Genomic DNA, 23,154 nt, shown 5'->3' with positions numbered 1-23,154 from the left:
GCGGTCGCTTGAAGGTTTTGCGGACCTTCCGACACTGCACGCACGATACGCCCTTAAACCCGCTGGCCGGCGAGACGTCCGCAACTGGAGAACAAATGGCTTCGATTTCTGCTGATACCTATAGCCCCTCGCGCGATGATTTCGCCGCGATGCTCGACGAGTCCTTTGCCGGCGGCAATTTGCAGGAAAGCTCCGTCGTCAAGGGCAAGGTGGTTGCAATTGAAAAGGACATGGCCGTCATCGATGTCGGCCTGAAGACCGAGGGCCGCGTCGCGCTGCGCGAATTTTCGGGCCCAGGCCGTGAAAGCGATCTCAAGGTCGGCGACGAGGTGGAAGTGTTCCTCGATCGCATCGAAAACGCCCTCGGTGAAGCCGTGCTGTCGCGCGACAAGGCGCGCCGCGAAGAGAGCTGGGGCAAGCTGGAGAAGGCGTTCCAGAACAACGAAAAGGTCACGGGCGTCATCTTCAACCAGGTCAAGGGCGGCTTCACCGTCGACCTCGACGGCGCCGTGGCGTTCCTGCCGCGCTCGCAGGTCGACATCCGTCCGATCCGCGACGTCGCGCCGTTGATGAACAACGCGCAGCCGTTCCAGATCCTCAAGATGGACCGCCGCCGCGGCAACATCGTCGTCTCCCGCCGCACGGTGCTGGAAGAGACTCGCGCCGAGCAGCGCCAGGAGCTGGTGCAGAACCTCGAAGAGGGTCAGGTCATCGACGGCGTGGTCAAGAACATCACCGATTACGGTGCGTTCGTTGATCTCGGCGGCATCGACGGCCTGCTGCACGTCACAGATATCGCCTGGCGTCGCGTCAACCACCCGACCGAGGTGCTCTCGATCGGCCAGACCGTGAAGGTCAAGATCATCAAGATCAACCACGAGACGCACCGCATCTCGCTGGGCATGAAGCAGCTCCTGGACGATCCGTGGCAGGGCATCGAAGCCAAGTACCCGCTGGGTGCCCGCTTCACCGGCCGCGTCACCAACATCACCGACTACGGTGCTTTCGTCGAGCTCGAGCCGGGCATCGAAGGCCTGATCCACGTCTCCGAGATGTCGTGGACCAAGAAGAACATGCACCCCGGCAAGATCGTTTCGACCTCGCAGGAAGTCGAAGTGCAGGTGCTGGAAGTCGATTCCGTCAAGCGCCGCATCTCGCTCGGCCTCAAGCAGACCATGCGCAACCCATGGGAGGTCTTCGTGGAAGGTCACCCGACCGGTTCGGTGGTCGAGGGCGAGGTCAAGAACAAGACCGAGTTCGGTCTGTTCCTCGGTCTCGAGGGCGACGTCGACGGCATGGTCCATCTCTCCGACCTCGACTGGAAGCTTCCGGGCGAGCAGGTGATCGACAACTACAAGAAGGGCGACATGGTGAAGGCCGTGGTGCTCGATGTGGACGTCGAGAAGGAGCGTATCTCGCTCGGCATCAAGCAGCTCGAAGGCGACCCGTTCGCTGAGCCGGGCGATGTCAAGAAGGGCGCGGTCGTGACCTGCGAAGTGCTCGAAGTGAAGGAGAGCGGCATCGAGGTGAAGATCGCCGGTACCGACTTCACCACCTTCATCAAGCGCTCGGAGCTCGCCCGTGACCGCAACGACCAGCGCGCCGAACGCTTCGCCGTCGGCGAGAAGGTCGATGCCCGCGTGATCCAGTTCGACAAGAAGGCCCGCAAGGTCCAGGTGTCGATCAAGGCGCTCGAAGTCGCCGAAGAAAAGGAAGCCATCGCACAGTACGGCTCCTCCGATTCGGGGGCGACGCTCGGCGACATCCTCGGCACCGCGCTCAAGAACCGCGGCGAGAACAAGTAAGCCGACTACCGCTTACGCATGCATCAAAGCCCCGGCGATCCGCCGGGGCTTTTTTGTTTGCGTCTAATCACCTGTCGTCCCGGCGAAGGCCGGGACCCATAACCCCAGGGAGTGGTTTGACGAACATTGCTAACCAGTATCTCGCGCCACAACTGCATCCTGTGGGTATGGGTCCCGGCCTTCGCGGGGACGACACAGTGCGTGTGACAGGTCCTGGTCTGCGCCGGGACAAGCCTTCATTTCTTCAAATTGCGCCGCAATTGATGTATCCAGATAATGAAATGGTCACGCTGTGACGGCACAACGCGCCTGACCTTTATTTGGAGATTTTTCGATGTCGCTCGATTCGGACATCATCGTCGATCGCCGCAGGATCCGCCGCAAGCTGACGTTCTGGCGCGTCCTGGCCGCGCTGATCGCGATCGCGTCGATTGCGGGCTTTGCGCTGATTGCGACGCCCGGCGCGCGTGGCACCTTCGCATCCGCAGGCTCGATTGCGCGGGTGCAGATCGATGGTCTCATCCGCAGCGATTCCGAGCGCACGCGCGCACTCGAGCGGCTGGAGAACTCGCAGGCCGCGGCCGTCATTGTGCATGTCAACTCGCCGGGCGGCACCACTGCCGGCTCCGAGCAGCTCTATGATGCCCTGACGCGACTGAAAGCCAAGAAGCCGCTGGTTGTGGTGGTCGAAGGCCTTGCGGCCTCCGGGGGCTACATCACGGCGATCGCGAGCGATCACATCGTTGCCCAGCAGAGCTCGTTGGTCGGATCGATCGGCGTGCTGTTCCAGTATCCGAATGTCGCCGAGCTGTTGAAGACCCTTGGCGTCAAGGTGGAGGAGGTAAAATCCTCGCCGTTGAAGGCCGCACCCAACGGCTTCGAGCCGACCAGCCCCGAGGCGCGCGCCGCGCTCGATGCGCTGGTGAAGGACTCCTACGCCTGGTTTAGGGGATTGGTGAAGGAACGGCGTGGCATGGACGACACGCAACTCGAGAAAGTCGCCGATGGCCGGGTCTTCACCGGTCGGCAGGCGATCGATCTCAAGCTCATCGATCAGCTCGGCGACGAAAAGACCGCCGTGGACTGGCTCGTCGAGCAGAAGGGCGTCAAGAAGGGCCTTCCGGTCCGCGACTATAAGCTGCAGCCGCGCTTTGGCGATCTGTCGATCTTCAAGGCGACGGCGGCTGTCACGCTCGAAGCCCTCGGATTCAGCTCGATTGCGCACCAGATCGGGCAAACTGGCGTTGTCCAGGCGGTCGATCGGTTCGGAATGGATGGAATGCTGGCCCTTTGGCAGCCGGCGGCGTCGAATTGACGGGAACCAGGCGTGTTCTCTGGGATGTACCCGCTCCGCGAGTGCCGTGGCAGCCCGCTTTTTTGGCATTTGTCACGCACTTTCACGTCCGTCAAACTTCATTTAGCGTCTTGACAGTTCAACGTATTTTCACGGAAATGGTTGTCCGCACGCTCCCGGGTCCTATCTCTCGATGATCAAATCCGAACTTGTTCAGCGTATCGCCGAGCACAACCCGCATCTTTACCAGCGGGATGTCGAGAACATTGTGAATGCGATTCTCGAGGAGATCGTCGCGGCCCTTGCGCGCGGTGATCGCGTCGAGCTGCGCGGTTTCGGCGCATTCTCGGTGAAACATCGACCGGCACGCGCCGGCCGCAATCCACGCACCGGCGCCCATGTGCCCGTCGATCAGAAGAGCGTTCCGTTCTTCAAGACCGGCAAGGAAATGCGCGAGCGGCTGAACCGCGACAGTCCGGATCCTGGCGCGGCAGACTGAGGCCGGCGTCAGGGTTTTCAGCGGTCGCAGCGATGCGGCCGGGCTCTTGATTCAAGGCAAGCGAAGCGTGATGCGAAAATTCCTGACCGCGCTGATCGTGATTCCGCTGGGCCTGATCCTGGTCGACTTCGCCGTCGCCAACCGGCACTTCGTCACGGTCTCCTTCGATCCCTTCATTTCGGCCGACCCGTCATTGTCGGTCACACTGCCGCTGTTCCTGCTCCTGATCGTCGTCGCTGTGCTGGGTGTGCTGGCGGGCGGTTGCGCGGTTTGGCTCGGCCAGGGGCGCTGGCGGCGTGCGGCGCGCCGGAACGAGGCTGAGGCGCGGTCCGCCAGGGCCGAACTGGCCGATCTGCGGGCCCAGGCCGCCGCGGCGCGGCAAGATCGGGGTAAAGATCCGCAGCGCCTTCCGATCCCCTCCGGGGCCGGCCTCTATGGCCCCATCGGGCGAGACAAGCAGCGCGCGACGTTGTAGAAGCGGCCGCAACCGAAAACCCCGTTTTCCGGCCGCGGATGCGCGGCCTCGATTTGCTTTGAGACCATGTCCCTGCTCGTCAAGATCTGCGGCCTGTCTACGCGCGAGACGCTTCAAACGGCGCTCGACGCGGGCGCCGACATGGTGGGGTTCGTGTTCTTCCCGCCGTCGCCGCGGCACCTCTCGCTGGAATTGGGGCGCGAGCTCGGCCGGCAGGTGAAGCAGCGTGCGCTGAAGGTGGCGCTTACGGTCGATGCCGATGACGCGACGCTCGACAACATCATGGACGCGCTGTCTCCTGACATTCTCCAGCTCCACGGCAAGGAGAGCGTCGCGCGACTGCGCGACATCAAGCAGCGGTTCGGCCGCCCGGTGATGAAAGCCGTTCCCGTCGAGACATCCGCGGATCTCGCGGCGCTGGCCGGCTACGCCGCGGTTGCGGATCGTATCCTGTTCGATGCGCGCGCGCCGAAGGATGCCACGCGGCCGGGCGGACTGGGTGCGCCCTTCGACTGGCATCTACTTGAAAACCTCCAGCTCGCGCTGCCTTACATGGTCTCGGGCGGCCTGCATGCCCAGAACGTCGCGGACGCCCTGCGCATCACCCGCGCCGGCGGCGTCGATGTTTCCTCCGGCGTCGAGAGCGCCCCCGGCGTCAAGGATCCGGAGCTGATCGAGGCCTTCATTCGCGCGGCGCGCGCTAGCCAAGAGTTGAGCGTTCGATGAGTATTGCCAAGAATATCGCTAGGCCAAATTCCTATCGCAGCGGCCCCGATGAGCGCGGCCATTTCGGCATCTTCGGCGGACGGTTCGTCGCCGAAACCCTGATGCCGCTGATCCTCGATCTGGAGAAGGCCTACAGCGAGGCCAAGTCTGACCCGGCCTTTCAGGCCGAGATGAACGGCTACCTCAAGCACTATGTCGGCCGGCCCTCACCGCTCTATTTCGCCGAGCGCCTCACCGAGCATCTCGGCGGCGCCAAGATCTACCTCAAGCGCGAGGAGCTCAACCACACCGGCTCGCACAAGGTGAACAACGTGCTCGGCCAGATCATGCTGGCGCGGCGCATGGGCAAGAAGCGCATCATCGCCGAGACCGGCGCCGGCCAGCACGGCGTCGCCACTGCCACGCTCTGCGCGCGCTTCGGGCTCGAATGCGTGGTCTATATGGGAGCCGTCGACGTCGAGCGGCAGCAGCCCAACGTCATCCGCATGGAGATGCTGGGCGCAAAAGTGTTCCCGGTGCAATCGGGCACGCGCACGCTGAAGGACGCCATGAACGAGGCGCTGCGCGACTGGGTCACCAACGTCCACAACACGTTCTACTGCATCGGTACGGTCGCGGGGCCGCACCCCTATCCGACGCTGGTGCGCGACTTCCAGTCGGTGATCGGCAACGAGACCAAGGTCCAGATGCAGGAGGTCGAGGGCCGCCTGCCGGACTCGCTGGTGGCCTGCATCGGCGGCGGCTCGAATGCCATGGGCCTGTTCCATCCCTTCCTCGATGACGCCAGCGTCGAGATTTTTGGCGTCGAAGCTGCGGGCCACGGGCTCACGCAACTGCATGCGGCCTCGATCGCCGGTGGCCGTCCCGGCGTGCTGCACGGCAACCGCACCTATCTCCTGATGGACGAGGATGGCCAGATCCAGGACGCGCATTCGATCTCCGCCGGTCTCGACTATCCCGGCATCGGCCCCGAACATTCCTGGCTGCACGAGATCGGCCGCGTCAACTATCTCTCCGCGACCGATGATGAGGCGCTCGCCGCCTTCCAGCTTCTGTCGCGCCTCGAAGGCATCATCCCGGCGCTCGAACCCGCGCACGCCATCGCCAAGGTGATGGAGCTCGCGCCGAAGCGGCCGAAAGATCACCTGATGGTCGTCAACCTCTCCGGACGTGGCGACAAAGACGTGCCGCAGGTCGGCGACATCCTGAAGGGCCAGACCAAGTGAGCACGCGTATCGACACCCGTTTTGCCGAGCTGAAGAAAGCGGGCCGCTCGGCCTTCGTCACCTTCCTGATGGCCGGCGATCCCGATCCGGCGACCTCGCTCGAGATCATCAAGGCGCTGCCGAAGGCGGGCGCCGACGTGATCGAGATCGGCATGCCCTTCACCGATCCGATGGCCGACGGGCCGTCGATCCAGGCCGCGGGCCTGCGCGCGCTGAAGGCCGGCATGACGCTGAAGAAGACGCTCGAGCTGGTGCGCGGCTTCCGCAAGGACGACAATGCGACGCCGATCGTGCTGATGGGTTACTATAACCCGATCTACATCTACGGCGTCGACAAGTTCCTCACTGACGCCAAGACCGCCGGCATCGACGGCCTCATCATCGTCGACCTGCCGCCGGAGGAAGACGACGAGCTCTGCCTGCCAGCGATGAAGGCCGGCCTCAACTTCATTCGCCTGGCGACACCGACGACCGACGACAAGCGCCTGCCGGCCGTGCTCGCCAACACCTCGGGCTTCGTCTACTACGTCTCGATCACCGGCATCACGGGTGCGGCGGCTGCCGACAGCACGGCTGTCAGCGAGGCCGTCGCGCGGATCAAGCGGCACACCAAGCTGCCGGTCTGTGTCGGCTTCGGCATCCGCACGCCGGAGGCCGCCCGCGCCATCGCCTCGCATGCCAGCGGCGCGGTGGTCGGCACCGCGCTGGTCGATGCGCTCAAAAACAGCCTCGACGCCGAGGGACGGGCGACTGGCAAAACCGTTAGCGCCGTGGCCGCGCTGACGGCATCCCTGGCCCAGGGTGTCAGGGGCGCACAGCAGGCCGCGGAGTAGGCCATAATTCCGCTGCCAAGGCGGACGACACGGCGGCTTGCCGGGCCAAGTTCCGGCGGCCATATATCCCTTCAGGCGATCCCGGCGCGGGATCGCTAATCGGAGCAAACCATGAACTGGCTTACCAATGTGGTCCGGCCGAAGATCCGCAACATGCTGCGGCGGGAGACGCCGGAGAACCTGTGGATCAAGTGTCCGGATTCCGGGCAGCTCGTGTTCTACAAGGACGTCGAGGCCAACCAGTTCGTCATCCCCGGCTCGAACTACCACATGCGCATGGGCGCGGTGGCGCGTCTGAAATCGATCTTCGACAACGAGACCTGGTTCGACGTCGCGCTGCCCGAAGTCACCCCTGATCCGCTCAAGTTCCGCGACGAGAAGAAATACGTCGACCGCATCAAGGATGCCCGCGCGCGCACCAATTTGAACGATGCGATCAAGGTCGGGTACGGCAAGCTCGAGGGCGCCGCCGTCGTCGTCGCCGTGCAGGATTTCGATTTCATGGGCGGCTCGCTCGGCATGGCCGCAGGCGAAGCCATCGTGCGCGGGCTCGAGCTCGCGGTCGAGAAGAAGTCGCCCTTCATCGTATTCGCCGCGAGCGGCGGCGCGCGCATGCAGGAAGGCATCTTGTCGCTGATGCAGATGCCGCGCACGACGGTGGCGGTGCAGATGCTGCGCGAGGCAAAGCAGCCCTACATCGTCGTCCTGACCAACCCGACCACCGGCGGCGTTACGGCGTCCTATGCGATGCTCGGCGACGTGCAGATTGCCGAGCCCGGCGCGCTGATCGGCTTCGCCGGGGCGCGCGTCATCGAGCAGACCATCCGCGAAAAACTCCCCGAGGGCTTTCAGCGCGCCGAATACCTGAAGGAACATGGCATGGTCGACATGGTCGTGCATCGCCATGATCTCCGTCCGACCCTGGCGCGGCTCTGCCGCCTGCTGACCAAGTCGCCGGCGCTTGAGGGCGCATCGAAGCCGACGCAGCCGGTGGCCAGCCCGGCCCAGATCGTATCGGCCCCCGAGGTGGCGCCGGCCGCGCCGCACGCGTGAACGCCTCTGTACCCAGTGCAAAGCCGTCGCTCGACGACCTGATCGGGCGGCTATCGGCCCTGCATCAAAAGCGCATCGATCTCGGGCTCGAGCGGATGCACCGTCTGCTCGACCGGCTCGGCCATCCCGAGCGCAAGCTGCCGCCGGTGATCCATATTGCCGGCACCAACGGCAAGGGCTCGACGCTCGCGTATCTGCGGGCGACGCTGGAGGCGGCTAGCCTGCGCGTTCACGCCTATACCTCGCCCTATCTCGTGCGCATCAACGAATGCTTTCGGCTTGGCCGTATCGGCGGCGGTGTGCTCGTTGGCGACGACGAATTGCGTGACGCGCTCCAGGAGGTCGAGCGCGTCAATGAAGGCGAGCCTGCGACCGTGTTCGAGCTGAAGACCGCCGCGGCGTTCCATCTGTTCGCGCAAAATCCGGCCGATGTGGTGCTGCTCGAAGTTGGTCTCGGTGGCCGGCTCGATTCGACCAATGTCGTCGATGCACCGCTCGCGTGCGTCATCACGCCGATCAGCATGGATCACACGGATTTCCTCGGCGAAACGTTGGCGTCGATCGCCGCGGAGAAGGCCGCCATCATCAAACGCGGCGTGCCCGTGGTTTGTGCCGAGCAGGCGCCGGAGGCGATGGCCGTGATCGAGGCCCAGGCCAGGCGCATGCGCGCGCCGCTGTTCGCTGCAGGCGAGAGCTGGCACGTCAATGTCGAGCACGGGCGGCTGGTCTATTCCGACGATCGCGGCCTGATGGATCTGGCGGCGCCGCGCCTGTTCGGCCGCCACCAGTTCGACAACGCCGGCCTTGCGATCGCGACGCTGCGTGCGACGAACGCGTTCAAGATCAATCATGCGGCGTTCGAAGCCGGCATCGTCGGCGCCGAATGGCCGGCGCGGATGCAGCGCATCACTTCGGGCGAGCTGCTCGGCTGGGGACCCCAGGGCTCCGAGATCTGGCTCGATGGCGGACACAACGCCGAGGGCGGCCGCGTCGCGGCGGCCGCGCTCGGCGACCTCGAGGAGCGGGTGTCGCGGCCGCTCGTCGTCATCGCCGGCATGATGGCCAACAAGGACGCGCGAGGCTTCCTTGCCAACTTTGCCGGCCTCACCCGTCACATCATAGCGGTGCCGATCCCGGACACCGAAAATGCCATGCCGGTCGACCGCCTCGCGGATGCCGCGCGCAGCTTCGGCATGCGCGTCGAGATCGCTCCCGGCATCGAAGCCGCCCTACGCGCGCTGTCCATCCTCGCCTACGAGGTGCCGCCGCGCATCCTGATCACCGGCTCGCTCTATCTGGCTGGCCATGTGCTCGGGATCAACGGCACGCCTCCTGCGTAAGCGCGAATTTCACTCAAGCATCTTCATCGGATTGGCAACCTTCTGCTTGAGCTGCTCGAAGGTGCATTGCCGCGGCGCCTTGTCGGGACGCCAGCGCAGAATTGAGGTGCCGTGGCGGAAGCGCTCGCCGCTGAAATGATCGTAGCAGACCTCGATCACGAGCTTCGGCTTGAGCGGGCACCATTTCGCCGAACGTTCGGTCGACCATCGGCTCGGGCCGCCCGGCGCGTTGCCGGTGAAGCCGGGTTTTGCGATCAGCGCCTCCAAACGGTCGGTCAGTGCCGGCTTCTCCTCCGCCTTGATCGCCGAGGTGAAACCGACATGGTTCAGGAGACCCTTGTCGTCATAGAGCCCGAGCAGCAGCGAGCCGACCACTCTCCGGTTCGCAATCCTGCTGGTCGCATAGCGGAAGCCGCCGACCACGCAATCGGCGCTGCGGGATTTCTTGATCTTCTGCATGCCATCGCGATTGCCGGCCTGATAGGGCAGATCGATGCGCTTGGCGATGATGCCGTCCGAGCCGCCGCCTGACTGCGCCAGCCACTTTTTGGCCGTAGCATAGCTCGTCGTGGTCGACGACAGGCGGAAGACTGGGCTGCTTTGGAGGTTGGCTTTCGCAAAAGCTTCCAGCGCCGGCCTTCGTTCGCTCAGCGGCTTCTCGGCAAGCTGCTTCTGCCCGGCCGTCGCGAGCAGGTCGAAGGTCAGATAAAGCGCCGGCGTTTCCTGTGAGAGTTTTTTCACGCGGCTTGCAGCGGGATGAATGCGTTGCAGCAGCGCGTCAAAGGAGAAGGCCTTGCCTTGCGGCACGACGATCTCGCCGTCCAGCGTGAAACGCCGCGGCTTGAGCGCCAGAGCGGCGGCGACAATTTCAGGAAAATAGCGCGCGAGATCCTCGCCGGATTTCGAGCGGAGATCGACGTGGCTGCCATCACGCGAGAGCAGGCAGCGAAAGCCGTCCCATTTGGGTTCGTACTGCCATTCCTTGCCGCGCGGGATTGCATCGACCGACCGCGCCTCCATCGCAACCAGGGGGTTGGATTTTCGCACGCGTTTTGCGGGAGTGGCGGGCAAGGGCGAGACTCGTGAATCAACGCGTCAGCGCAGGACATGCCCCTTCAACGCAAACGGCCGGCATTTCGCCGGCCGTTCTCGAAAATAATCGTATCTCGCGAAACGATCAGACCGCGGAGGTGATCCACTGCTGCAGCTTCGCCTTCGGCGCCGCGCCGACCTGGCGGGAGGCCATCTCGCCGCCCTTGAAGATCATCAGGGTCGGAATCGACATCACGCCGTACTTCGACGCGGTCTTCGGGCTCTCGTCGACGTTGAGCTTGACGATCTTGACCTTGTCGCCCATCGCGCCGGCGATCTCGTCGAGCGCGGGGGCGATCATGCGACAGGGGCCGCACCATTCGGCCCAGAAATCGACGACCACAGGGCCGTTCGCCTTGAGCACCTCGGCTTCGAAATCGGCGTCGGAAACCTTGCTAACGGCCATTGGAGTACCTCACTCGGTTGAAAGAGAATCGGCGCGACGTGGAATCGCGCCCGGGATCATGGCGTCAACCTATGAACGGCCCCTTGCCGGGTCAAGGATGCTCACGCCGACATGAAGGGATGCCAGCGCCGCGTCCAGCGCGGGGGCTGAAATCTCCATGTATTCAAGAGCCTCGGTCCAGAGCAGGACGGCACGGATCGGCGTCTGGGGATAAAGCCGGGCGAGCACCGCCCGGTACAGCGCGAGCTGCCGGACATAGGCCGCCGGCGCCTCAGCGGCGCTCTTGGGCGCCGCTTGATTGGTCTTGAAATCGACGATCAGAACCTCGTTCGGGCCGACGACAAGCCGGTCGATTTGCCCGGACACCAGCGCCGGCGGCCGGCCGGGCCGCTCCAGCCGGCCGGCGATGGCCACCTCCGCCCGGCTGCCGGCGGCAAAGACCGGTGCGAAGCGCGGCTCGGCAATCAAGGCGAGCACCTTGTCGGCCAGTGCGGCGCGGTCAGCCTCCGTCCAATCCGCCGCGTTCCGTGTCATGAAGCCAAGCGCGGCTTCGCGCCGGCGCTCAGTGGCGATGTCGGGGAGGGATTGCAAGAGACGGTGCACCAGCGTGCCGCGCTGCAGCGCCAGCGCACGGGACTGGACCGATTCGCCGGTCCGAACCGCGCGGCCTTCGTCGGCGGCCTGCCCGGACGGGCGCACCGCATCGTCGTCGAGGATTTCGCGCGGCGCCGGCGTCTGTAGCCACGCCGGCAGCGCGATCGCCTGGTCCACCGAGGTCGCGGGCGTTCCCAGCGCCGCGACATCTTCAGGCCGGGCGAAGCGGGTCACCTTGCCTAGCGGCGTCTCGACCGTTTGCTTCTCCAGGCCGGAGCCGGTGAGCCCCGTGTCGATCAGGTCGTACCAACTCAGCTTGCGGACCGTTTTCATGTTGCCGGGCATGCAGCCGCCGACGATCAGCCGGTCGGCCGCTCGCGTCATCGCGACATAGAGCAGGCGGCGATATTCGTCCTCGGTCTCCTCGAGCATGGCTTTGCGCGCATCGACGACCGGCTCCGGATCATCCGCCTTGCGGCCGGCCCAAACCACCACCTCGCGGCCATTTCCGCGCGGCACATGGATCAGACGCAGGCGCTGCGTGTCCGCGGGCGAGGACGTCGTGTCGACCATGAACACGACCGAGGCCTCCAGGCCCTTGGCGCCGTGCACGGTCATCACCCGCACCTCGTCGCGCGAGATCTCCATGTCGCGCTTCACCTCGGTATCGGCCGAGCGCAGCCAGGCCATGAAGCCCTGCAGCGAGGCCGGCGCCTTGCGCTCATAGTTCAGCGCGAGCTCCAGAAATTCGTCGAGCGCGTCGTTGGCCTCGTGGCCGAGCCGCCGCAGGATGCGCGCGCGGCCGCCGTCGCCGCCGAGCAGCCAGGCATAGAAGGCGAACGGCGTCTCGTCGCGCGCGCGCGCCTCGCAGGCTTCCAAGCGCCGCAGCGCCGCGTTGAACTTGTCATGTGTTGCAGCGTGCTCGCCGAGTGCGCGGCGCAACGATCCCTTGCGCTCCCAGGCGAGCGTAAAGAGGTCGTCCTCGTCGAGCCCGAACAGCGGGCTCTTGAGCGCCACCGCGAGCGCGAGATCGTCCTGCGGCAGCAGCAGCGCATCGGCGAGGTTCATCAAATCGATGATCGCGATGTGCTCGGTGAGCTTGAGCCGGTCGGCGCCGGCGACTGGAATATTGGCGTGCTTCAATGCCTGGATGACGGCGTCGAAAGCGTTGCCGCGTCGGCGCACCAGGATCAGCATATCGCCATAGCGCAGCGGCCGGCGTTCGCCTTCGTGTCCGGTCAGCGTGCCGCTCTCGACCAGTCGCTTGATCTCGGCCTGGATGCGGCGGGCGAGCTTGACTTCGGGACTGGTGACGGAGACGCCATCGAACGGCGCGCGCCAGCCTTCGATATCCTGGCGGTCGTCGGCCTCGGCGAGGTCCCAGAGCTCGATCACGCTCGGACCTGCATCGGCGAGCGCATTGTGCAGGGGATGGCCGATCTCGAGCGCATGGATGCTCTTGTAGATCTCCGGCGCGCGGAAGACGTGGTCGACCGAGTGGAGGATCGTTGCACCCGAGCGGAACGAATAGGTGAAGGCGACCGGATCGAACTTCAGCCCCGCGGCGGTGAACTTGCGGTGCAGCTCGCGCCGGCGCGCATCAAATTCGTGGGGTGCGGCCCCCTGGAACGAAAAGATCGACTGCTTCTCGTCGCCGACGGCGAAGATGGTGCGGTTCAGACCTTCGCGCGCGCCTTCGCCGGCGGTGAACTCGGAGATAATGTGCGCGACGATGTCCCATTGCCGCGGGCTCGTGTCCTGGGCCTCGTCGATCAGCACATGGTCGACGCCGCGGTCGAGCTTGTAATGCACCCAACCCGAGGTGACGCGGTTCAGCATGGCCAGCGTCTTGTCGATCAGGTCGTCATAGTCGAGCAGCCCGCGCTCCTGCTTCTCGCGCCGGTAGTTCGCTGCAGCAGCGGTCGCGATGTGCAAGAGGGCCTCGGTGCGATCGCGGACGGTGACCGCGCGGCGCTTCTCGATCAGCCCGCCAAGGCGTTGCGCCTCGGCCTCGAACAGGCGCGCGACGGAGGGATTGTGATCGCAAAACTTCTTGGTCAACACCGCCTTGCGCGGCAACTTGTCGTCGGTGAGGAACACGCCGAGATAGGCGTCGACCTGCGTGCTGCCGGAGAATACCTTTGCCTCGCGAAGACGGCCGGCTTGATCGTTGTCGGATTTGCTGCCGTCCTCCAGCGCAAACGCGATGTCGTCCCAGCGCGATCGCGGCAGGAACGGACCATCGAGAATCTCCTGCTCGATGTCCTCGATGCGGTCGGCGGCACCGACGCCGAGCGCCGCCGCCATCTGCGCGGCCGCGGCTTGGGCGCTGCCGGCTTCGTCGGTCCAGGCCATGAAATGGTCGCGGCTGAGACAGGCTTCGCGCACGACCTCCTTGAAGGTGACATCGGCGGCGTTCGCCATCGCGGTCAGCAGCGCGCGGCCGGTGACGCTCTCCGGATCGCGCGCGGCCTCCAGCAGCACCTTCAGATTGGCACGCTCCATCATGTCGGTCTGGTCGCGCTCATCGATCACGGCGAAGCGCGCCGGCACATTGGCCTCGAACGGAAACTGCTGGAGCAGGCGCGTGCACAGCGCGTGGATGGTCTGCACCTTCAGCCCGCCCGGCGTCTCCAGTGCGCAGGCGAACAGCTTTCGCGCTTCGCGGCGCAGCTTCGCGTTGGGGTAGGGGATGCCGGCCGCGCGGATTGCCTCGTCGAGCGCGGCATCGTCCAGCGTCACCCAATGGCCGAGCGTGGTGAACACGCGCTCGGCCATGTTGGCGGCAGCCGCCTTGGTGAAGGTGATGCAGAGGATCTTTTCCGGCGGCACGCCCGACAGCAACAGGCGGATCACACGCTGGACCAGCACATGTGTCTTGCCAGAACCGGCATTGGCCGACACGAAGGCCGAGGCGGTCGGGTCCGACGCGCGTGCTTGCGTCGCGCGCACCGCGTCGGGAATGGGACGCGGCGCCTTCACCATTCTTCGATTCCCAATCCGCCGGCCGCCGACCATTCCTTGATCCGGGCGAGGTCGTCATAAGCGCCGTAGCGGTTGGTCCACATCGGCAGGTTCAGCGAGGTGTAGGGCTGGTTCTCGTCCTCGAAGGCGCGGATCAGCGCCTCGAGCTTCACCCTCGCCTCGGCGGCCGCGGTGTCCGGTGGCTGCGGCGTGTCGCTTTGCTTGATCTTGAGCTCGAGGATGCGCTCCTCGCCCGGTGGATTGTTGCCGCTGAGGCGGACATAGACGAGTTGGCTCACCGAGGCGCCCGCGTCGATGTCGGGGAAGCCGCCCTCCCGCAGGATCGCCGCTTCCAGCGTGAGCTGCGGCGACAGGCCCATGCGGACCTGCTTTGCGGTCGGCGGCTGGCCGGTCTTGTAGTCGAGGATAGCATAGCTGCCGCCTTGCCGCCGCTCGATGCGGTCGGCGCGGGCGGAGAGGCGGAAGCTGCGTTCATTGTCGAGGAGAATCGAGATCTCACCATGGGTCTCCGCGGTGATCGCCTCGATCACATTGCGGCGCGCGGTCTCCCATTCGCCGAACCAGCGCGCGATGCGCTGGAAGCGCGGCCACCACAGCGCGCGCGCTTCGGGTCGCTCCATCAACGGCGCAAAATGCTTTTCGCCGATCGCGTGCAGCACGCGGGCGGGGTCGTCGGGCAGGTGTGCTGCATAGGTTTCGGTGAACTCGCCGAGCGCATCGTGGATCGCCGAGCCGCGGTCGGCGGCCGAGAGCGGCATGTCGACGGGATCGAGCGCGTCGAGCCGCAGAATGTGTCTGGCGTAGATCGTGTAGGGGTCGCGCAGCCAGTCTTCGATCGCGGTGACCGACAGTTTGAGCGGCCGCGCGGCGCGCGGCGGCCGCGGCTCCGGCTGCTTGATCGGCTTGACCATTTCGGGTTGGTCCAGCGCGCCCGCGAACTGCACGTACTTCTCGCCGGCGCGTTTCGCGACCTTCCAGTGCGCATCGCCCGCGACGGCTTCCAGCCGGTGCAGGAAGCGCGAGGCCACCGCCGGCGCGCCACCGGTCTTGGCGGAATGGGTGAGGATGACTTCGTCCGCGCCGAGTAGCTGCGCAAAGTCATGGGCGGAGAGGCCGATGCGCCGCTCCGGAAGATCGAGGCCGAGCTCGTGCCGCATCGGCCGGCTCAGCCAGGGATCGATACGTGGCGCCGGCGGCCAGACGCCCTCGATCAGTCCGCCGATGATGACGCGATCAGCCTGCATCAAGCGCGATTCCAGCGGGCCGTAAATCTGGAGTCGCGCGCCCGGCTTGTCCGGACGGCGTACCGCGCGGTCGCCGAACGCGGTCTGGAACACATCCGCATAGTCCGGCATAGGCACCATCAATCCACTCGTCGTTCCGCCGCGCAGCAGATCATCGAAGGCGGCGGCGAGCGCGAAACCGTCGCGCTCCTCGAAGGCGAGCGGAATGCCCTGCTCGTCGCGCGACAGCCCGATCAGGATCTCGCGATGCCGATGCGCCAGCTCGGCGAAGTCGTACGGCCTTGCTGGTACCAGACTTTCGATCGGCGCCAACGCAGTTTGCAGGGCCGCGATCAGCGCCTGGATGCGATCGAGATCCTCGGCCTTGAGACGCGCCCGGAGTTCCGCGGGGTGCAGCGACGAGACCTCGCTCTGCCACAGCTTTGCGAGCTCCTCGCGAAAGCGGTTGAATTCGCGGGTTAGGCCCGCCGTTCCCGCTGGCGGTCGCGTCCCGCGCAGCGCCGCAAGCTCCAGGCCCTCGATGGCCGCCTTCCACTGGCCCGGTGCACGGCCAAGCCGGCACAGCGGATGCTTGAGCAGCGCCAGCAGCGTCGGCGGCTCCAATCCCTTCGTGGTCGCTTCGGCCGCGAGGCGCGCAAATATGCCGGCAGAGGTTTCCATCAGCACATCGCCGCCGGAATCATCAAAGGCGAGATCCCACCGGGTGAGTGCGGCCATCACCCGCCGTGCCAGCGCGCGGTCCGGCGTCACCAGCGCCGCCGACTTGCCGAGGTGGCGCGCCTCGCGCATCGCGATGGCGATCGCGAGCGCTTCCATCTCGGGGTTGGGCGCCTCGACGACGGCGACGTTCGTCATGCCGGCGGCGATTTTTGCGGCGACATCGGGCTGTTTTAACCGGTCGTGCCAGATCTCGGTCTTGGCGGATGGCCGCATCGATTCGGATGCCAGGAGATCGCGGCCGCCTTCCGCTGCCGGCCGGAGGATGTCGACATCGCTGCGCTTGATGCCGAACCGCTGCAACAAGGCGTGCATGGCATATTGCGGATGGTTCGACGCCGGATGCTCAGCGAACTTGCCGAGTGCATCGCGGACGCCACCAATGGTCCGCCAGGCGTCCTCGTCGAGATCAGTGTCGAGTCCGGGCAATACCACTGCGCCATGCGGCAGCGAAGCGACGGCATGCAGGAATTTTGCGGTGGCCGGCATCGAGCCCGTCGAGCCGGCTGCGATTACGGGCCCGCGCGGATGCGCGGTCAGCCGCTTCGCTTCCGCGGCGATCAGAAGATCGCGCCGCGCCGCGGGTTCGATCCTGTTGATTTCAGCGAGGTGACTTGGCCAGGCGATGCGCGCGATGCGCAGGAATTCGAGCGAGTGCTGCCAATATTGGTCGAGCTGGTCCGGCACGAGTCCGTCGAGCGCGCTCCAGTCGACGCCGCGCGTCACCATGTCGTCGATCAAGCGCGCCAGATCGCCGGCGAGCGCAAGCGTCGAAGCCGGACCTCCGACCACCAGCGGAGCCAGCACCGGGCCCTTGGCCCAGGCCGCGACCAGCCGCGCCAGCGTCAGCCGCCGTTCGAGCTCGCCCAGTCGCGGCGGAATGTCGAGCGGCGCCGCGGCCGAAAACTGCTCGGCTTCGTCGGCGAAGGCGAGCTCATCCTCGTCGATATCGCCGAGCGCGACGATGCGCGGCAGCACCGCCGCGTCAGCCGTCATCTCGTCGAGGAAGATCTCGCGGACGACGCGCATCGCGCGCCGGGTCGGCAGGTACAGCGTGGCGTCCGCAAGCCGCGCCGGCTGCTTCCGCGCCTCGAATCCCTCGACCAGCCGGCCGTCGAGCAGAGCTGACACGACCGTGCGCAGGAATGGAACTGAGACGGGGACACTGAAAACGCGCATGAGCTGCCTGATTCGGAATCAGGCGCCAATATAGGGAGAGAGCCTCAAATGGTCATGCGTGCGGGCGAGGTGTTCCCCGTTGTTCGCAGCATCTCGTAGGATGGGCGACTCTGGCGCCTTTCTCACCGCTGTCATCATCCGCGAAAGCGGATGATGAAGTGTTCCAGAGACGCCGGAGATTCCATGGAGAGGCCGCGGCGTACCTGGATGCCCCGCCTGCGCGGGGCATGACAACGTCCGTGATGGTGGCCTACGCCACGCTCTCCAGAAACGCCTCTTCCGCGGCGTGCACGGCGTCGGGCGTGCCGACATGCATCCAGACGCCGTCGAGCCGCAGTCCGAACAGCCGCTCCTGCTCGTTGGCACGATCGAACATTTTCGTCAGCGAGAATTCGCCCTTCGGCGCGCCGGCGAAGATCGACGGCGACAGGATCGCTGCGCCCGCATAGACGAACGGAACGACCTCTTTTTCCTTGCGCTTGCGCAGGGCGCCGTCGGGCAGCATGCCGTAGTCGCCGCGGCCGCTGTAACCGATGCTGGTGGCGGTCGGCGCCATCAAGAGCAGGATGTCCATCCTTGCGGGATCGAAGTTTTCGGCAAGCCGCGCCAGGTTCGAGCGCACGCCGTCGATCCACAGCGTGTCGGAATTGACGTGGAAAAACGGCGCATCACCGAGCAGCGGCAGCGCCTTGACCACGCCGCCGCCGGTGCCGAGCACCTGGTCGCGTTCGTCGGAAATGGTCACGCGCGGATGCTGGCGGCCCGCGACGTGGTTGACGATCTGGTCCGGCAAATAGTGCACGTTGACCACCGCCTCGGCCACGCCGGCCTGATCGAGCTTGTCGAGCACATGATCGAGCAGGGGCTGTCCGGCCACCGACACTAGCGGCTTCGGCATCCTGTCCGTCAGGGGGCGCATGCGCAGGCCAAGCCCTGCGGCGAGCACCATGGCTTTGGTCGGTTTGACGGACATTCCTGGCTTTCCCAGACTCTCGAAATTCGCGGTCGCAGCAATCCTATCACGGAGCGTAGCCGACCGTATGGTTCATCGACCGCCTTAATCACCCGACGTGACGTTTGTACGACGAGTGTTGCCGTCACGCGCCGACGGATGTGGAACGTGCCCTTTTCTTCTTGTCGCCCAATTTGAGGAAATTGACGCCGATCTGATCGCCATTCACCCAAGCAAGTTCGCAGCGTCGGTATGCAAGTCCGGTGGACGATAACAGCAGAAAGAATTCCTTGAGGTGCAAGCCTTCGACGGAGCCCTCGATGGTCAGCTTGGCGCCGGTCTCGGAGACGTCCTCCATGGTGCAGTCACGCCGCCAGGTGCCGTCGATACCCATCATGTGGGCCGGAATCCCGCGCTCGAAAACAACCCGGTTGTTGTTCCCGCGCTGATCCGTCTTCACCGCCATCTATCCTGCTCCAGCCCCGTGGTTATCCGGCTGCCTCGCCGCCACAATACTGGCGTCTTGGCTAACAGCCGGTAAATCGGGACCCCGCGTCAGGATTGGGGAGGCGGGACGTTGGCGAGGTACCAGTCGCGCAAATGCGCCAGCGCGGGATGGGCCAGCGAGCGCTGCAGGTAGGTCCAGATCCGCGGCTGGTGACGCAGGTAATGCGGCTTGCCGTCGCGGCGGTTGAGCCGCGCAAAGGTGCCGAGCAGGCGCGTGTTCCGCTGCGCCGACATGATGGCGTAGAGTTCGGCGAAGCCGGCGGGATCGAAGCTCGTATCCTGGGTGCGGCGCGCCTTGATGTAGCGCGACAGCAGCGTCAGCTCGAGGCTTTCGGGCACGTCGATCCGGGCGTCCTGAAGCAGCGACACGACATCGTAGGACTGCGGTCCCAGCACGGTGTCCTGGAAATCGATCACCCCGACGCGCGCGATGCCGTCGCGGTCGGCAAGCCAGATCATGTTGGGCGAATGGAAGTCGCGCAGCACCCAGGTCTTCGGCGCGGCCATCGGCTTCTGCAGCAGCTCGCGCCACATCGCGACGAATTCGGCGCGAGCCTCGTCACTGAGCGGAGCGTTGCGGTCGGGCAGATACCATTCCGGCATCAATCCGATTTCGATCAGCAGCGCGTCGGTATCGAAGACCGGAATGGCGTAGGTCGTATCTCCTGCTAGCGGCAGCGTCTCCGGCAGAATCTTGGCATGCAGCACAGCCAGCAGGTCGGTCGCGACTTCGTACCGCTCAACGATCGGCCGCGGCGGATCGCCTTCGATCACGCCCTTGCTGCCAAAATCTTCGGTGATCAGGAAGCCGTGGTCGAGGTCGGCGTGGTGGATTGCGGGCGCGGAGATGCCCTGCGCGCGCAGGCCCTCGTCGATGGCAACGAAGGGCTTGACGTTCTCGGCGAGATGCACCGCAGCGCTATAGGACTTTCCGTTGTAGATCGCGGCACCATCCGGCCGCTGCGGAAAGTTCATGAGGATGACGATTCCGTCGTCGCGCAGCAGCCGCGCGTAGGAGCGGGTCGAGGCGTCGCCGGCCATCCGCCGTCGCGTCGCGTCGATATAGCCGGACGCGTCGAGGAATTCGCGCAGCGCCTTCAGCCGCGCGACTTGGGCTGAGCCCTTGCCGTAGCCGGTGATGTCGGCGGCGCGGGCGGTCGAGCCCAGCGCCGGCCGGTGCGTCAGCACTATCTCGATGCGATCCTCAGGCATCGCCGAGGGCGCGCGCTCCGGCCACTCGATCAGCACGAGCGTGCCTTCCGGCAGCGGCGACAGCCCGATTTCCTCGAGCTCGCTCTCGTCCTCCACGCGATAGAGATCGGCATGGAGCACCGGGAAAGGCGACAGCTCATAGCTCTGCACCAGTGTGAAGGTCGGGCTCGGCACTTCCAGCGCTTCGTCGTCGGCGAGATAGCGGATCATGGCGCGCGCGGCCGCGGTCTTGCCGGCGCCGAGATCGCCGTAGAGCGCGATGAGGTCGCCCGGACCAACCAGCAGCGCGAGATCGGCCATCAGCTTTGCGGTGGCCGCCTCGTTGGCAAGCGCGACGGAGAATGTGGTCGGCGCGGTCATTCGGCGGCGTCGCGATGCGCCGCCTGGTCGGTCGGGAAGTCGCAGATCACGACCGTGCCCTTGCCGACGATCGAATCCACCCGCACCTTGCCGCCATGCAGCTCGACGAAGGAGCGCACCAGTGACAGCCCCAGCCCGGCGCCGCGGTGACGCGAGCCCTGCGAGCGGCTTTCGAACCAGTTGAACACCTTGTCCTTCATGTCGGCAGGTATTCCAGGCCCAGAATCTGTCACAGTGAAGACCACGCTGCGCTCGGTGCGTCGCGCGCTGATGCCGACGGCCGAATCCTGGGGAGAAAACCCGACGGCGTTGGCGAGCAGGTTATAGAGCACCTGCACCACGCGCTTCTCGTCGCCGATAAAGCTGCCGATATCGGGCGCGATCTCGACCTTGAGGCGGATGCGGTCGGTGGCGAGCCGGTCCTGGATGCCTTCGGCGGCTAGCTCAATGGTCTTGCTGACGTCCACCGGGCCGAGCTCCAGCTTCATGGCGCCGGCGTCGATGGTGGCAAGATCGAGGATGTTGTTGGTCAGCGCGAGCAGCGCGTTGGTCGATTTGGTGACGTAGTCGAGATATTCGGCCTGTTTCGGCGTCAGCGGCCCGGTCGAGGGATCGCTGAGGAAATGCGCGAAGCCGATGATGGTGGTGAGCGGCGCCCGCAGCTCGTAGGAGACGTGGTGGACGAAATCCACCTTCATCTGGTCGGCCGCCTCCAGCGCCTCGTTGCGTTCGCGCAGGGCACGCTCGACGTTCTCGGTGTCGGTGATGTCCTGGAAGGTCAGCATGGTCGCCCCGTCCGGCAGCGGCCGGATCATGCCGTCCAGCACGCTGCCGTCCTTTCGCTCCAGCTTCAGCGGTACGTCGAGGCGGTTCTCGATCGAGGTGATGGCCTCGCGGATCTGCCGCCAGACGAAGGGGTCGTCGAATAATTGGTGGCACCAGCCTTCGACCGTCTGGATATGCGGCGCCTCGCGCAGCGCCTCGCTCGACAGCTTCCACATCCTGGCAAAGGCCGGGTTGAATAGCTGCGCCTTGCCGTTGCTGCCGAACACCGCCACGCCCTCGGCGAGGCTGTCCAGCGTCTCGCGCTGGACGCGGATCAGGCCATCGAAGCGGCGGGCGAGATCGAGGCTCTCGGTGACGTCGTCGAACAGATAAGTGACCCCGCCTTCCGGGTTCGGCGTGGTGACGACGGACAGCGCGCGCCCGTCAGGCAGGAACCAGGTGTCCTTTGCGGTTTCGACCGCGCGATAAGCCTCGTGCAGCTTGGCCTTCCAGGCGCGGAAGTCCGGCTGCTCCGGCAATTTGCGCGCGGCACGAAGCTGGTCGAGCACGCTGGAATCGTCGGGATTGCTGTCGAGGAACGTGCGGTCGAGGTCCCACAGGCGCCGATAGGAGTCATTGTAGAAGGCGAGGCGTCGCTGGCCGTCGAACACGGCAACGCCCGAGGAGAGCTGATTGAGCGTGCGGCGATGCGCTTCCGCCATCCGGACCAGCGCCGAGCTCAGCGCATCCGCTTCGCTGGCGTCTATAGCAACCCCGACACTGCCGCCGCCGACATTGACGGCGTGCACGTCGTAGATGCGGCGCTCACCGCCGATCACGATCGGCAGCCGCGAGGCGAAGTGAGCGGCCTCCTTCAGGCTCCGCTCCATGGCGGTGCGGTCGGCGCTGTCGAGCAGCTCGAGCTTGCGCGCCTGGGCGTCGATGATGCTCGTCGCCTCTGTCGCGCGCACATAGGCAGCATTGGCGTAGGCCAGCGCGCCGTTCTCGGCTTTGGCCCAGATCGGCCACGGGGCCGCCGCGGCGAAGCCGCGCAGCATCTCGGTCTCGTCGAGCAGCGCCTTGTGGCGCAGGCTGGTCTCGGCCAGTTCGCGTCGCAGGCCCGACAGTTCACGAATCCTGACAATGGCCTGGCCGCCGATGGCGCGGCCGATGGCCTCGAGCGTGTGACCGTTGGCGGTGGTCAGAGTGAGCTGGAACCCGTCGCCATGGTCGCGCAGCGCGTCGACCGCACGGTCCATCCACAGCGCCGGTTCTGGCGGCAGCCAGGTTCCGAAAGCGAGCACGCGCTGCGGCGAGGCGTCGCGCGGCATCACCATGGAGATGTCGCCCGAGATTTGCGCGCGGCTGTCGCCGGCCGGCCAGGAGATCAGGATCTGCGGCTCGGCAAACAGCAACGCACTCAAGCGGTCGGCCTGGAGCTGCAGTTCGCCGATTCGCGCGCGCAGCCGCGCCTCGTTCTTTGCCGTGCGCACGCGCGTGCGCATCAACAGGATCGCGGCCACGACCGAGAAGCCGAGCAGAGACAGCGCGGTGGTCAGCACCGCGACTTCCTGCCGGTTGAAGTCGAGCAACGTAGAGAGGGCGTCGACGAGGTCGGCGGCCTGAGCAGGCGCTGCCGGCAGCAACGCCGCCAGCGCACTTCCCATAAGGCCGTTGCGCGCCAGCGATGTGCACGACAACAGCGTCCGACGCATCGACACGATCACGCCTGACATAATTGCCCCAAGACCGCACGAATTTACGCGCGACGACTTTCCCCCGCCGCACGCGAATCAAACGACAATATCCTCATCGTGACTCGACCGGTAAGAGTCCAGATCGTGAACGCAAGGGCGGCCCCACAAAAATGCCGGTCAGGCGGTTCCAGCC

17 protein-coding genes are annotated in these 23,154 nt (G+C 65.6%); 9 read left to right on the top strand and 8 right to left on the bottom strand.

Annotated features, from left to right (window positions below; all coding sequences use genetic code 11):
• The first annotated feature begins 95 nt into the window (after nt 1–95).
• The 9 genes from rpsA (at nt 96) to MTX21_RS25430 (ending at nt 9,251) form a co-directional block, all read left to right on the top strand.
• On the top strand, nt 96–1,805 hold the full coding sequence (rpsA, locus tag MTX21_RS25470) for a 30S ribosomal protein S1 (RefSeq protein WP_280967426.1): 1,710 nt from the start codon (nt 96–98) through the stop codon (nt 1,803–1,805).
• A gap of 334 nt (nt 1,806–2,139) precedes the next feature.
• Nucleotides 2,140–3,120, top strand: coding sequence for a signal peptide peptidase SppA (sppA, locus tag MTX21_RS25465; protein WP_280967425.1), 981 nt, complete (start codon nt 2,140–2,142; stop codon nt 3,118–3,120).
• A gap of 172 nt (nt 3,121–3,292) precedes the next feature.
• Nucleotides 3,293–3,598: an integration host factor subunit beta gene (locus tag MTX21_RS25460; protein WP_280967424.1), complete on the top strand. Its 306-nt coding sequence runs from the start codon at nt 3,293–3,295 to the stop codon at nt 3,596–3,598.
• Between the two features lie 70 nt (nt 3,599–3,668).
• On the top strand, nt 3,669–4,073 hold the full coding sequence (locus MTX21_RS25455; RefSeq protein ID WP_280967423.1) for a LapA family protein: 405 nt from the start codon (nt 3,669–3,671) through the stop codon (nt 4,071–4,073).
• Between the two features lie 66 nt (nt 4,074–4,139).
• A complete protein-coding gene (locus MTX21_RS25450; protein WP_280967422.1) occupies nt 4,140–4,799 on the top strand; it encodes a phosphoribosylanthranilate isomerase in 660 nt (219 codons plus the stop codon).
• A complete protein-coding gene (gene trpB / locus MTX21_RS25445; RefSeq protein ID WP_280967421.1) occupies nt 4,796–6,025 on the top strand; it encodes a tryptophan synthase subunit beta in 1,230 nt (409 codons plus the stop codon). Before MTX21_RS25450 ends, trpB begins: the two co-directional genes overlap by 4 nt.
• Entirely contained in the window at nt 6,022–6,858 is an 837-nt protein-coding gene (gene trpA, locus MTX21_RS25440; protein WP_280967420.1) for a tryptophan synthase subunit alpha, read from the top strand. The genes trpB and trpA overlap by 4 nt, the downstream gene beginning before the upstream one ends.
• A gap of 111 nt (nt 6,859–6,969) precedes the next feature.
• On the top strand, nt 6,970–7,911 hold the full coding sequence (accD, locus tag MTX21_RS25435) for an acetyl-CoA carboxylase, carboxyltransferase subunit beta (protein ID WP_280967419.1): 942 nt from the start codon (nt 6,970–6,972) through the stop codon (nt 7,909–7,911).
• Nucleotides 7,908–9,251 carry a folylpolyglutamate synthase/dihydrofolate synthase family protein gene (locus tag MTX21_RS25430; RefSeq protein WP_280967418.1) on the top strand — a complete coding sequence of 448 codons (1,344 nt, stop codon included), beginning with the start codon at nt 7,908–7,910 and terminating at the stop codon, nt 9,249–9,251. Before accD ends, MTX21_RS25430 begins: the two co-directional genes overlap by 4 nt.
• A 9-nt stretch (nt 9,252–9,260) precedes the next feature.
• On the opposite strand, the gene MTX21_RS25425 is transcribed toward MTX21_RS25430, so the two are convergent.
• The 8 genes from MTX21_RS25425 to MTX21_RS25390 form a co-directional block, all read right to left on the bottom strand.
• The gene (locus tag MTX21_RS25425; protein ID WP_280971315.1) at nt 9,261–10,322 is read right to left on the bottom strand and encodes an ATP-dependent DNA ligase; all 1,062 of its coding nucleotides are present in this window, start codon (nt 10,320–10,322) and stop codon (nt 9,261–9,263) included.
• A gap of 106 nt (nt 10,323–10,428) precedes the next feature.
• Nucleotides 10,429–10,749: a thioredoxin gene (trxA, locus tag MTX21_RS25420; RefSeq protein WP_008540017.1), complete on the bottom strand. Its 321-nt coding sequence runs from the start codon at nt 10,747–10,749 to the stop codon at nt 10,429–10,431.
• 69 nt (nt 10,750–10,818) lie between these two features.
• Nucleotides 10,819–14,328 carry a double-strand break repair helicase AddA gene (gene addA, locus MTX21_RS25415; protein WP_280967417.1) on the bottom strand — a complete coding sequence of 1,170 codons (3,510 nt, stop codon included), beginning with the start codon at nt 14,326–14,328 and terminating at the stop codon, nt 10,819–10,821.
• Entirely contained in the window at nt 14,322–17,468 is a 3,147-nt protein-coding gene (gene addB / locus MTX21_RS25410; protein ID WP_280967416.1) for a double-strand break repair protein AddB, read from the bottom strand. The genes addA and addB overlap by 7 nt, the downstream gene beginning before the upstream one ends.
• Nucleotides 17,469–17,718: 250 nt before the next feature.
• On the bottom strand, nt 17,719–18,441 hold the full coding sequence (locus tag MTX21_RS25405; protein ID WP_280967415.1) for a nucleotidyltransferase family protein: 723 nt from the start codon (nt 18,439–18,441) through the stop codon (nt 17,719–17,721).
• 124 nt (nt 18,442–18,565) lie between these two features.
• Nucleotides 18,566–18,886: a PilZ domain-containing protein gene (locus tag MTX21_RS25400; RefSeq protein WP_280967414.1), complete on the bottom strand. Its 321-nt coding sequence runs from the start codon at nt 18,884–18,886 to the stop codon at nt 18,566–18,568.
• Between the two features lie 89 nt (nt 18,887–18,975).
• On the bottom strand, nt 18,976–20,499 hold the full coding sequence (gene tsaE / locus MTX21_RS25395; protein WP_280967413.1) for a tRNA (adenosine(37)-N6)-threonylcarbamoyltransferase complex ATPase subunit type 1 TsaE: 1,524 nt from the start codon (nt 20,497–20,499) through the stop codon (nt 18,976–18,978).
• Nucleotides 20,496–23,000 carry a PAS domain-containing sensor histidine kinase gene (locus tag MTX21_RS25390; RefSeq protein ID WP_280967412.1) on the bottom strand — a complete coding sequence of 835 codons (2,505 nt, stop codon included), beginning with the start codon at nt 22,998–23,000 and terminating at the stop codon, nt 20,496–20,498. Before MTX21_RS25390 ends, tsaE begins: the two co-directional genes overlap by 4 nt.
• Between the last annotated feature and the right edge of the window lie 154 nt (nt 23,001–23,154).

It is taken from the genome of Bradyrhizobium sp. ISRA430 (genome assembly GCF_029909975.1).
Taxonomy (GTDB): domain Bacteria; phylum Pseudomonadota; class Alphaproteobacteria; order Rhizobiales; family Xanthobacteraceae; genus Bradyrhizobium.
This window is presented reverse-complemented; position numbering and strand designations above follow the sequence as displayed.

What these genes read in the sequence shown, in the direction of transcription:
- rpsA (WP_280967426.1), top strand. Translation starts at nt 96, where the DNA reads ATGGCTTCGATTTCTGCTGATACCTATAGCCCCTCGCGCGATGATTTC.
- sppA (WP_280967425.1), top strand. Translation starts at nt 2,140, where the DNA reads ATGTCGCTCGATTCGGACATCATCGTCGATCGCCGCAGGATCCGCCGC.
- MTX21_RS25460 (WP_280967424.1), top strand. Translation starts at nt 3,293, where the DNA reads ATGATCAAATCCGAACTTGTTCAGCGTATCGCCGAGCACAACCCGCAT.
- MTX21_RS25455 (WP_280967423.1), top strand. Translation starts at nt 3,669, where the DNA reads ATGCGAAAATTCCTGACCGCGCTGATCGTGATTCCGCTGGGCCTGATC.
- MTX21_RS25450 (WP_280967422.1), top strand. Translation starts at nt 4,140, where the DNA reads ATGTCCCTGCTCGTCAAGATCTGCGGCCTGTCTACGCGCGAGACGCTT.
- trpB (WP_280967421.1), top strand. Translation starts at nt 4,796, where the DNA reads ATGAGTATTGCCAAGAATATCGCTAGGCCAAATTCCTATCGCAGCGGC.
- accD (WP_280967419.1), top strand. Translation starts at nt 6,970, where the DNA reads ATGAACTGGCTTACCAATGTGGTCCGGCCGAAGATCCGCAACATGCTG.
- trxA (WP_008540017.1), bottom strand. Translation starts at nt 10,749, where the DNA reads ATGGCCGTTAGCAAGGTTTCCGACGCCGATTTCGAAGCCGAGGTGCTC.
- addA (WP_280967417.1), bottom strand. Translation starts at nt 14,328, where the DNA reads ATGGTGAAGGCGCCGCGTCCCATTCCCGACGCGGTGCGCGCGACGCAA.
- addB (WP_280967416.1), bottom strand. Translation starts at nt 17,468, where the DNA reads ATGCGCGTTTTCAGTGTCCCCGTCTCAGTTCCATTCCTGCGCACGGTC.
- MTX21_RS25405 (WP_280967415.1), bottom strand. Translation starts at nt 18,441, where the DNA reads ATGTCCGTCAAACCGACCAAAGCCATGGTGCTCGCCGCAGGGCTTGGC.
- MTX21_RS25400 (WP_280967414.1), bottom strand. Translation starts at nt 18,886, where the DNA reads ATGGCGGTGAAGACGGATCAGCGCGGGAACAACAACCGGGTTGTTTTC.
- tsaE (WP_280967413.1), bottom strand. Translation starts at nt 20,499, where the DNA reads ATGACCGCGCCGACCACATTCTCCGTCGCGCTTGCCAACGAGGCGGCC.
- MTX21_RS25390 (WP_280967412.1), bottom strand. Translation starts at nt 23,000, where the DNA reads ATGTCAGGCGTGATCGTGTCGATGCGTCGGACGCTGTTGTCGTGCACA.